Genomic DNA, 10,504 nt, shown 5'->3' with positions numbered 1-10,504 from the left:
TCTTCAGATACTCGCGATGTCAAAAAGCGCAGAGACAAAATCAACAAGAAGCGCCACTTCTTCCTTGGCGCAACCCGCGTCATCAACCTCAGTATTTCAATCCAACGAAACCGCGAACATCCTGCCCGCAACCCCGTCCGGAAAACCAACCGCGCCTCAACGCCGCCGGTGAGATGTGCGTTTACAGACGACTCGCGGGGTCTGCAAGTCCTTTTTCGGATTTTCCTGCAATTTTCCGTCCGCCGGCATCTTCGCCGCCCAACGAGGGTGCAGCAACCATGCTCAGGTGCCGGGATGACCGGGGCCGTCGGCGGATGAACCATGGCGCGGCGGCTTAGGAATCGGCGGTCGCGGTGATGTCACGGTTTCGCCGGGCACCAACCCGCGCCCGGGCGTCCCGACATGCCTCACAGTTCCGCCTCGACACCATGCCGGCAGGCCGATGCCTCCCGGCTCACCGCGGAGCGGTGCAGTCATATTTCCGAGGAATGGGAGTTGGTGGAGCCTAGGGGGATCGAACCCCTGACCTCTTGCATGCCATGCAAGCGCTCTCCCAGCTGAGCTAAGGCCCCTTATGTACGGCCGACATGGCCGATGCGCGCGGTCTACGCAACGCGGCGGGCGGGATCAAGTGGAAAAATCCCGCCGTGCCGCATCAGCTTTCGCTGTCTTCGGATGCAACGTCCGCGATGTCATCCAGCGAGACGTTGTCGTCATCTTCATCGTCCAGCACGTCGTCGCCCAGATCCACGTCGACGTCTTCGTCAGCCATCACCTCGGAACCGGAATTCGACGAGCTTTCTTCCATCTTCTTGGTCTCGGCATCCTCGGAGTCAGCCTTGATCGACCGGCTCTTGCCCGTTTCCGGCTCCACGATTTCGCCGGTATACGGGCTGACGATCGGATCCTTGTTCAGGTCGTAGAACCGCTTGCCGGTTGTCGGGCAAACGCGCTTTACGCCCCATTCTTCCTTGGGCATGGGTGATCCCTTTCAATCTCGGGTCTTGTCGACGATCCGCGCGACCTGCCATAACTGGATCCAGGTGTCAAAGGCTTTGCGCGCCCGTCGGGCCGCCTGTTCGCGAGGGGAAATGGGCCAACATGTTCTGACGGGCAATCCCCCGGTTGAGATCACCCTCCGGCGGTCCGCGCGGGCGCGGCGCATTTCCCTGCGAATCTCGGGGCTGGACGGACGGGTGACGCTGACCCATCCCGTGCAGGTGAGCGAGGCCGAGGCGCTGGATTTCGCACGCCGGAAAGGTGACTGGCTGCGCGACAAGCTTGGCGCGACGCCGGCCGCGGTAACCGTCGATCACGGCGCGCTGATCCCCTTCGAGGGACGGCAGATGCGAATCGCTGCCGGCGCCCCCCGCACGAGGGCCCGGGGTGACGTGCTCGAGGTGCCGGCGGGCCGGGCAGTCGGTGCGCGCGTCCGGGCATGGCTCAAGACACAGGCGCGCGACAGGCTCGCCAGCGCGTCGGACCGGTATGCCGCGGCCCTCGGGCAGGGCCATGCCGGCATCACCCTGCGCGACACGCGCTCGCGGTGGGGGTCGTGCTCGGCGCGTGGCGGATTGATGTATTCCTGGCGGCTTGTCATGGCGCCGCCGGACGTGCTGGATTACGTCGCCGCGCACGAGGTGGCGCACCTGCGGGAAATGAACCATTCGCCCGCCTACTGGGCGGTCGTGGCACGCCTGCTGCCGGAGTACGACGCGCCGCGCCGTTGGCTGCGCGAGAACGGGGCGTCGCTGCACCGCTACCGCTTCGGGGATTGACCGGCCCGGGCTTTGTGATCACAAGGGACCCATGCTGCTTGCCTCGCGCCCAGATCCGTTGCCCGCGGCGCATGACCGTGTCTATCGCGGCCTGCGCAGCCGTATCATGCACGGCGAGATCGCCCCGGGCGAGGCCCTGACGCTGCGCGGGGTCGGGGCCGAGTTCGGCGTGTCGATGACCCCCGCGCGCGAAGCGGTACGGCGCCTGTCGGCCGAGGGCGCGCTGACCCTTTCCAGTTCCGGCCGCGTCACCACGCCCGAGCTTACCAATGAACGAATCGAGGAACTGGCCGCGCTGCGCGCCCTGGTCGAGGTTGAACTTGCCAGCCGCGCCCTGCCGCGGGCGCATATCGCCCTCATCGACCGGATGCAGAATATCAACGCCCGGATCGCCGAGGACGTGCAGCGACAGGATGCGGTCGCCTATATCCGCCGCAACCTCGAATTCCACCGCGCGCTTTACCTGCGGGCGCAAGCGCCCGCGATGCTGGCCATGGCCGAAACCGTCTGGCTGCAACTGGGCCCGACCATGCGCGCGCTTTACGGGCGGCTGCACCGCAAGGAACCACCCCAATACCACCGCCTGATCATCAGCGCGCTGAAGGCAGGCGACGAACCCGGGCTTAGGCTGGCCGTGCGGTCGGACGTGACACAGGGGCTGCGGATGCTGGTCACATGACCGAGACGTTGCCGATCCTGCTGATCACGCTTGGCGCCCTGTTCCTGACAGGGCTTCTTGCCGACCAGATGGGCCGCCGCACCCGCCTGCCGCGCGTCACGCTTCTGCTTGCCTGTGGCCTGCTGGCGGGCCGGCCCGGCTTCGACCTGATCCCCCCCGAGGCGCAGCAGCTTTACGACGCGCTGTCGGTCACGGCGCTGACGATGGTCGCCTTCCTGCTCGGCGGCGCGCTGACGCTGGACAACCTCGCCCGGCACGGGCGGGCCATCCTGCTGGTATCCGCGATGATCGTGCTCGTGACGATGGCCCTTGTCACGACGGGGCTGTGGCTTGTCGGGATGCCCGCGCCGGTGGCGCTGCTGCTCGGCGCGATCGCCACGGCCACGGCGCCCGCCGCGACTCAGGACACGATCCGCCAGTCCGGCGCGTCGGGGCCGTTCATCGACCTTATCAAGGGGATCGTCGCCATCGACGATGTCTGGGGCCTGATCGCCTTTTCGCTGGCCGCCGTGCTGGCCGCCGGACTTGACGGCGCCGTGCCGCTCGACCTGCTGCGCGATGCCGGCTGGGAAATCGGCGGGGCGCTTGTGCTGGGGGCGGCCATCGGCCTGCCTGCCGCCTTCCTGACCGGGCGGCTCACGCCCGGTGAGCCGATGCAGACCGAGGCATTGGGAATCGTCTTCCTGACAGCGGGCCTCGCCGTCTGGGCCGATGTTTCCTTTTTGCTGGCCGGGATGATGGCGGGCGCGCTCGTCGCCAACCTCGCCAGCCATCACGACCGCGCCTTCCACGAGATCGAGAACATCCAGTGGCCGTTCATGATCCTGTTCTTCGTGCTGGCCGGGGCCTCCCTGAATGTCGGGGAACTGGCCGAGGCCGGGACGGTCGGGGCAGCCTTCATCCTGTTGCGGATCGTCGCGCGCCTCGGCGGCGGGTGGCTGGGCGCCGTGCTGGCCGGCAGCCCCAAGCCACAGCGGCCGTGGTTCGGGATGGCGCTGCTGCCGCAGGCCGGCGTGGCCGTGGGCATGGCACTGATCGCCGCGCGGGAGTTTCCCGACCATGCCGACCTGATTCTCAGCCTGACAATCGGCACGACCGTCGTTTTCGAACTGCTGGGCCCCGCCGCGACGCTCTGGGCCATCCGGCGGGTCGCGCGGGGATAGGCCGGGCGGGGCCGTGCCCGCCCGGCCCCGTCGTCAGCCCTGGGCCACGTCGAAGGCCAGCGGGCGTACCTGCCGGAACTTGCCGGTCGTCTCCAGCTTCCCGATCAGGTCCGACGGCACCGGGGCATCCACGTAAAGCAGCGCGATGGCCTCGCCGCCGGCATCGGCACGGCCAAGGGTGAAGTTGGCGATGTTCACCCCGCCCCCGCCGAGGGTATTGCCGAGCGCCCCGATGATACCCGGTTCGTCCTGGTTGGTGGTGTACAGCATGTGCCGGCCGATCTCGGCATCGATATTGATGCCCTTGATCTGGATGAAACGCGGCTTGCCGTCCGAGAACACGGTACCCCCGATCGACCGCTCGCGCTGATCGGTCACGACCGTCAGCTTGATGTAGCCCTCGAAGGCGCCCGACTTGTCCTGGTGCGTGGTCGAGATGCGCACGCCGCGCTCCTTCGCGACCACCGGGGCCGACACCATGTTCACCTCGGGGTTCGCCGATTTCATGATGCCCGCCACCGCGGCACAGGTCAGCGCGTCGAGGTTCATTTCCGACGCGACACCGTCATACAGGATGTTGATCGCCTTGATCGGCTCATCCGTCATCTGGCCGATGAAATTGCCCAGATGCCCGGCAAGGTCGATCCACGGCCCCATTACCTTGGCTTCTTCCGCCGTAACCGACGGCATGTTGAGCGCATTGCTCACCGCGCCCGTCAGCAGGTAATCCGACATCTGCTCGGCCACCTGCAGCGCCACGTTTTCCTGCGCCTCGGTCGTCGCCGCGCCCAGATGCGGGGTGCACACGACGTTGGGCAGCCCGAAAAGCGGGTTCTCGTGCGCCGGCTCCTCGGTGAACACGTCGAAGCCCGCCGCGCCGAGATGCCCAGACTTGATAAGATCGGCCAGTGCCTGCTCGTCCACGAGCCCGCCGCGCGCACAGTTGATGACGCGCGCGCCCTTCTTCATCTTCTGCAGGTTCTCGCGGCTCAGGATGTTCTTGGTCTGCTCGGTATGCGGCACGTGCAACGTGACGAAATCGGCCCGCGCCAGAAGCTCGTCAAGCTCCACCTTCTCGACGCCCATCTTGTCGGCCTTCTGCTGGCTGAGGAAGGGATCGTAGGCGACGACCTTCATCTTCAGGCCCCGCGCACGGTCGCAGACGATGCCGCCGATATTGCCGGCGCCGATCACGCCCAGCGTCTTGCCGGTCAGCTCGACGCCCATGAACTTGGATTTTTCCCATTTGCCCGCCTGGGTCGAGGCGCTGGCCGCCGGGATCTGCCGCGCGATCGAGAACATCATCGCGATGGCATGTTCGGCCGTGGTGATCATGTTGCCGAAGGGCGTGTTCATCACGATCACACCCTTCTTCGACGCCGCTTCCTTGTCGACATTGTCGGTGCCGATCCCGGCGCGGCCGATGACCTTGAGCTTGTCGGCCTTCTCGAGGATCTTGGGCGTGACCTTGGTGGCCGAGCGGATCGCGAGGCCGTCATAATCGCCGATGATCTCGGCCAGCTTTTCCTTGTCCTTGCCCAGTTCGGGCATGAAATCCACCTCGATGCCGCGGTCGCGGAAGATCTGGACGGCGGTTTCGGAAAGTTTGTCGGATACGAGGACTTTGGGAGCCATTTATCGGGTCCTTGTCTGAATTTTCTCATGGGGATACGGCGCGCGAGACCCGCGCGCCCTATGCTGTGTTCGAATGGATGTGCCCGTGGTCGGGCCGTTCAGGCCGTTTCGGCCAGCGCCGCGATCTCGGCCAGGTAGGCCCACTTGATCCACGGCATCAGCGCCGCGACATCGGTGGTCTCCACCGTGCCGCCGCACCAGATGCGCAGGCCCGGCGGCGCGTCGCGGTAGCCGTTGACGTCATGGGCCACGCCCTCGGCCTCCAGCCGCTTGGCCACGGCCTTGGCAAAGGCGGTACCGTCGGTGATCCGGTCATCGGTGAACTTCAGGCAAACCGAGGTGTTCGAGCGTACCGCCGGGTCATCGGCCAGAAAGGCGATCCAGTCATTCTCGATCACGAAACTCTGCACGGCGGCAAGGTTGGCATAAGCACGTTCGCGCAGCCCCTCGATACCGCCCACCTCGCGCGCCCAGTCCAGCGCGAGCAGGTAGTCCTCCACCGCCAGCATGGACGGCGTGTTGATTGTCGCCCCCTCGAAGATCCCTTCGTTGAGCTTGCCGCCCTTGGTCAGGCGGAAGATCTTGGGCAGCGGCCAGGGCGGGGTGTAGCTCTCCAGCCGCTCGACGGCGCGCGGCGACAGGATAATCATGCCATGCGCGGCCTCGCCGCCCAGAACCTTCTGCCACGAGAAGGTGGTCACATCCAGCTTGTCCCACGGCAGGTGCTGCGCGAAGGCCGCGCTTGTCGCGTCGCAGATCGTCAGGCCGGCACGGTCATCCTTGATCCAGTCGCCATTGGGCACCCGCACGCCCGAGGTGGTACCGTTCCACGTGAAGACAACGTCGTTGTCGGTATCCACGGTGCTCAGGTCCACGATCTCGCCATAGGGGGCTTCCTTGATCTCGGCATCCAGCTTGAGCTGCTTGACGGCATCCGTCACCCAGGCCGCGCCGAAGGATTCCCACGCCAGCATCTCGACCTTGCGTTGGCCCAGCAGGCTCCACATCGCCATTTCCACGGCGCCGGTATCCGAGGCCGGCACGATGCCGACACGGTAGTCGGCGGGCACGCCCAACACCTCGCGGGTGCCCTCGATGGCGGCCTTGAGCTTGTCCTTGCCGACGGCGGCACGGTGGCTGCGGCCCAGCGGCGCGCCGGACAGCTTGCCCAGGTCGAATGTCGGGGGCTTGGCGCAGGGGCCAGAGGAAAAACGCGGGTTGTCCGGCCGCGTCGCCGGTTTCTCGATCGTCATGTTATCTATCCTTCCAGATAAGCGCCCCTCGTTGGGGAGGGGTGTCCCACCGACACGTCTAGCGGCGGTTCTGCAGCGCGGCAAGTGCCTAAAGCCGGAAATTTGTCCGAACCCGACTGATCCGGCGCCGAAAACGTCGCCGATCGGAAACCGGTGCGCCGATAACGGCGGGGCGGTGACCATCGGTACCCGGCCAGAACCTGCTGGCCCTCGGGACGGCTCTGTGGTCTATGGCGCGGCGGACAACGCCGGAGGATCGCACATGTTCACCGCTACCCTGATCGCCGCGCCGGGCACGCTCGATCCCGCTCTCGTGGACAACCTGCGCAACGCCTGGGGCGGGGGCGAGTCACGTTGGCTCGCGCCGGACGAATCAGCCGAGTTCACGATGCCGCAGGTACCCGGCAACCGCTGGGATGTCTGGGCGGACCTGCAGGATTCCCGCGTCGATCTGGTGGTTCAGCCCGGCGGGAACCGGCGCCGGAAGATGCTGCTGGCCGACATGGACAGCACCATGATCCGGCAGGAATGCATCGACGAACTGGCCGACATGGCCGGTGTCGGCGCCCATGTGAAGGAAATCACCGCCCGCGCCATGAACGGCGAGCTGGATTTCGAGGGCGCGCTGCTTGAACGCGTTGCCCTGCTTCAGGGTCTGGATGCCTCCGTGATCGACCGGGTGCTGGCCGAACGCATCAGTTACATGCCCGGCGGCCGGGCCCTGGTGGCCACGATGCGGGCGGCCGGGGCGCATTGCTTGCTGGTTTCGGGCGGGTTCACCGCCTTTACGGCCAAGGTCGCCGCGGATCTCGGCTTTCACGAGAACCGCGCCAATCGCCTGCTGATCGAGGACGGGACGCTGACCGGCGAGGTCGCCCGCCCGATCCTGGGGCGCGAGGCGAAGATACAGACACTGGCAGACGTCACCGCGCGTCTCGGGATCGACGAAAGCGACGTGATCGCGGTGGGCGACGGCGCGAACGACCTCGGGATGCTGGGCCGCGCGGGCACCGGCGTGGCGCTGCACGCGAAACCCTCCGTCGCGTCCGAATGCGAGGTCCGCATCAACCATGGCGACCTCACGGCGCTGCTTTTCCTGCAGGGATACGGGCGCGACGACTTCGCCGGGGCGTGACAGCCCGGCATGGCAGGGCGCGCGGGGCGGGGGCACGCCCGGCCACTGCGTCCGCGCTGCCGGGTCAGCTCAGCCCGGGGACGGGACGAATCATCCCGGTTTCGATCCCGCGCCGGCTGAGGATCGGCGCGTTCATGAAACGCCGGGTCGCCGGGTGGTCGGCATCCAGCAGCCCCAGCCGGACCAGGAGCGCCGCGATGGTACAGTTGGCCGCCCGTGTCGCGCCATCGGCCACCTTCAACGCCACGCCCAGCCTGCGGGTCGGCGCGATGGCCACGAAATACCCCTCCGCCCCGGTCTTGAGCGCCACCGGTTCCTTGCAGGCGCGCATCAGCTCGGTACAGGCGCGCTTTTCCCCGGCCACCAGTTCGGGATGCGCCACCATGGCTTGCCACAACCGCACCATCGCCGTCTGGCGCGGATCCGCGCCCTCCTCGGCGGCGGCGAACCGGGCCATGGCCCGCGCCATCCCGTGCATCGTCGTCATGAAGTTCGGCGCCGAACAACCGTCGATCCCGAAACCGGGGCTGTCCTCCCCCGTCACCTCCTCGAAGGCCTGCAGGCATGCCTGCTGCACCGGGTGATCGGGGTCCACGTAGTCCGCGCCGGCGCGCAGGTGCCGAGACAGGGTCAGAAAGCCCGCATGCTTGCCCGAGCAATTGTTGTGCACCTGGCATGGCGCGGCGTCGTTGCGGATCATGTCATTGAAGGCCGCCCTGTCCTTGGGCATCTGCGGACCGCAGCGGAAATCGTCATCCGCCAACCCCAGCCCGGCCAGCCACGCCGCCACCGGGTCGGTGTGGATGGCCGCCCCCTGGTGCGACGCGCAGGCCAGCGCCAGCTGCGCCGCGGTCAGGCCATGGGCGTCGGCCGCACCGCTCTCGACCAGCGGCAGCGCCTGCACCATCTTGGCCGAACTGCGCGGATAGACCTGCGCCGCCGGGTCCCCCCACGCCTCGATGACGGTCCCGGTGTCATCACAGATCACGGCATGTCCCAGATGCACACTTTCGGCCATCGGGCCGCGCCAGATTTCCGTTAGGGGGACAGGCTGTGTCATCGTCGGTCTCCACGTCGTGCATGTGCGGAATTTCGCCAATTGCACCTTTCAACTCTCGCGTCTTTCAGTCTAATATTGCACTGTCGAGAAGAAAACGGCCGCGCCACGGAAGAAACTTGAAAACAGGTGCCCGCGGCCCACGAAATTGAGGCTGAGGACAGCTTGGAGGCTGGACAGATGGTATCACGTTTTGCATGCGGTCTGGCCATCGCCGTCGCGGCGATGGTGGCAGGCGGGGCCGCAACCGCGCAGGAAGAAAGCACCAACCAGGTCGCGGCCAAGACCGCCTGGAGCGTCTTCGAGGACACGGATCCGCGTGAATGCTGGGTCGTGTCCGCGCCGACCGAAACGGTCAACACGCGCGATGATCGTGTCGTTGCCGTGCGCCGCGGCGATATCCTGCTGATGGCATTCTACCGGCCCGAGGCCGGGGTCGACGGGCAGGTGACGTTCACGGGCGGCTATCCCTTCGCCGAGGGGTCCACCGTCAATGTCAGCATCGGCGACGACGAGTTCGAGATGTTCACCGAGGGCGAATGGGCCTGGCCCGCCAGCACCGAGGATGACGCCCGGATGATCGAAGCCATGAAAGGCGGGATCGACGCCGTGCTGACCGCGCGCTCGACCCGCGGCACCACGACCAAGGACACCTTTTCCCTGCTCGGGTTCACCGCCGCGCTGGACGAGGCCCAGAGCCGCTGCGAATAGGTATATCGCGGGCCCGGCTGCCGCGCTCTCGCGAAACCAATGACAGCAAGACGCGCCCGGCGGCGGGCGCGTCACTGGCGCGGGCTAACCCGTCTGGCGCTGCCGCCACAGGGTGAACAGCCCCGCCCCCACGATCATCGCCGCGCCCAGCGCCACGTTGATCCGGATCGTCTCGGAAAAGACCAGAACGCCGATCGCGCTGCCAAAGACCAGTTGCAGATAGGCGAAGGGCTGGACCGAGCTGGCCTCGGCCACCTCGTAGCACTTGATCAGCGTGTAATGCCCCAGCGCGCCGGTCACGCACAGCGCGGCCATCCAGCCCCAGTCCGGGCCGGTCATCGGTTCCCAGAACCACAGGCCGACCGCGGTCATCGCGACCGATCCGACCGTGCCGGTCCAGAAAAAGCTGGTCGCGGCACTGTCCAGCCGGGCCACAAACCGCGTCAGCAGCCCGTAAAGCGCGAACATCGACGCCGCCATCAAGGGCACCACGGCGGCCGGGTCGAAAATACCGAAACCCGGTTCAAGGATCACGATCACCCCGATGAACCCCACGCCGATCGCCGCCCAGCGCCGCCAGCCCACGTATTCGCCCAGCACGGGACCGGACAGCGCGGCGATCAGCAGCGGGTAACAGGCAAAGACGGCATGCGCCTCGACCAGCCCCAACAGGGTGAACCCGTAGATCATGACGCAGATCTCGGCCACCAGCAGAACCGCACGGAACCCCTGAACCAAGGGCTGCCGGGTGGCCATCGCCGCGCGCGCGCCCCCCGCCTGCCGCATGGCCAGCGAAATGACGAAGGCCGCGAAGAACCAGTAGCGGATCATCACAACCATCAGCACGTTGTATTCGCCCGCCAGATGGCGCGAGATACCGTCCTGCACCGCGAAGACGAAGGTGGTGACCACCATCAGCATGATGCCAAGGCGCGTGTTCTGTTCCGTCATGCAGGGCCTTTCACCGCGGTTGTCATGTGCCGCTTGCGGCCATAGCCCGGCCGCCGGGCAACGTCAAAACCCGCCGCCGCCAGCCCGCGCCGCACGAACCCGGCCGCCGTGTAGGTGGCCGCCGTGCCGCCCGGCGCGGTGT

General features: G+C 66.9%; 12 protein-coding genes and 1 tRNA gene. 6 read left to right on the top strand and 7 right to left on the bottom strand.

All coding sequences use genetic code 11. From position 1 onward, the window contains the following. Positions 1-318: hypothetical protein (locus tag ACH107_RS25990; RefSeq protein ID WP_412508528.1), on the top strand; the 318-nt coding region annotated here is incomplete at its 5' end. Between the two features lie 178 nt (positions 319-496). Here ACH107_RS25990 and ACH107_RS25985 read toward each other — a convergent pair. Together ACH107_RS25985 and ACH107_RS25980 are read right to left on the bottom strand one after the other, a co-directional pair. After that, positions 497-572: transfer RNA gene (locus ACH107_RS25985), tRNA-Ala, on the bottom strand. An 83-nt stretch (positions 573-655) separates the two neighbouring features. After that, on the bottom strand, positions 656-979 hold the full coding sequence (locus ACH107_RS25980; protein ID WP_412508526.1) for a TIGR02300 family protein: 324 nt from the start codon (positions 977-979) through the stop codon (positions 656-658). A 112-nt stretch (positions 980-1,091) separates the two neighbouring features. Here ACH107_RS25980 and ACH107_RS25975 point away from each other — a divergent pair, with 112 nt between their 5' ends. The 3 genes from ACH107_RS25975 to ACH107_RS25965 are packed head-to-tail and all read left to right on the top strand — an operon-like array spanning position 1,092 to position 3,620. Then, complete coding sequence (locus tag ACH107_RS25975) at positions 1,092-1,778, top strand: M48 family metallopeptidase (protein WP_412508525.1); 687 nt, start codon at positions 1,092-1,094, stop codon at positions 1,776-1,778. 31 nt (positions 1,779-1,809) lie between these two features. Then, a complete protein-coding gene (locus ACH107_RS25970; RefSeq protein WP_412508523.1) occupies positions 1,810-2,457 on the top strand; it encodes a GntR family transcriptional regulator in 648 nt (215 codons plus the stop codon). After that, the gene (locus tag ACH107_RS25965; protein WP_412508522.1) at positions 2,454-3,620 is read left to right on the top strand and encodes a cation:proton antiporter; all 1,167 of its coding nucleotides are present in this window, start codon (positions 2,454-2,456) and stop codon (positions 3,618-3,620) included. Before ACH107_RS25970 ends, ACH107_RS25965 begins: the two co-directional genes overlap by 4 nt. 33 nt (positions 3,621-3,653) lie before the next feature. Here the strand turns inward: ACH107_RS25965 and serA are convergent, their stop codons facing one another. Together serA and ACH107_RS25955 are read right to left on the bottom strand one after the other, a co-directional pair. Then, a complete protein-coding gene (serA, locus tag ACH107_RS25960) occupies positions 3,654-5,255 on the bottom strand; it encodes a phosphoglycerate dehydrogenase (RefSeq protein ID WP_412508520.1) in 1,602 nt (533 codons plus the stop codon). 98 nt (positions 5,256-5,353) lie between these two features. After that, positions 5,354-6,508, bottom strand: a complete 1,155-nt coding sequence (locus tag ACH107_RS25955) for a phosphoserine transaminase (protein ID WP_412508518.1) — start codon at positions 6,506-6,508, stop codon at positions 5,354-5,356. Positions 6,509-6,770: 262 nt separating this feature from the next. On the opposite strand from ACH107_RS25955, the gene serB reads away from it, so the two are divergent. Beyond that, complete coding sequence (gene serB, locus ACH107_RS25950; RefSeq protein WP_412508516.1) at positions 6,771-7,643, top strand: phosphoserine phosphatase SerB; 873 nt, start codon at positions 6,771-6,773, stop codon at positions 7,641-7,643. A gap of 64 nt (positions 7,644-7,707) precedes the next feature. On the opposite strand, the gene ACH107_RS25945 is transcribed toward serB, so the two are convergent. Next, positions 7,708-8,703 (bottom strand): asparaginase, encoded by a 996-nt coding sequence (locus ACH107_RS25945; protein WP_412508514.1) that lies wholly within the window; start codon positions 8,701-8,703, stop codon positions 7,708-7,710. Positions 8,704-8,880: 177 nt separating this feature from the next. On the opposite strand from ACH107_RS25945, the gene ACH107_RS25940 reads away from it, so the two are divergent. Further along, positions 8,881-9,411: an invasion associated locus B family protein gene (locus ACH107_RS25940; RefSeq protein ID WP_412508513.1), complete on the top strand. Its 531-nt coding sequence runs from the start codon at positions 8,881-8,883 to the stop codon at positions 9,409-9,411. Between the two features lie 84 nt (positions 9,412-9,495). On the opposite strand, the gene ACH107_RS25935 is transcribed toward ACH107_RS25940, so the two are convergent. Beyond that, on the bottom strand, positions 9,496-10,362 hold the full coding sequence (locus ACH107_RS25935) for a DMT family transporter (protein ID WP_412508512.1): 867 nt from the start codon (positions 10,360-10,362) through the stop codon (positions 9,496-9,498). Next, on the bottom strand, positions 10,359-10,504 hold a 146-nt coding region (locus ACH107_RS25930; RefSeq protein WP_412508529.1), incomplete at its 5' end, for an MnmC family methyltransferase. The genes ACH107_RS25930 and ACH107_RS25935, both read right to left, overlap by 4 nt.

It is taken from the genome of Roseovarius halophilus (ex Wu et al. 2025) (genome assembly GCF_047086965.1).
This window is presented reverse-complemented; position numbering and strand designations above follow the sequence as displayed.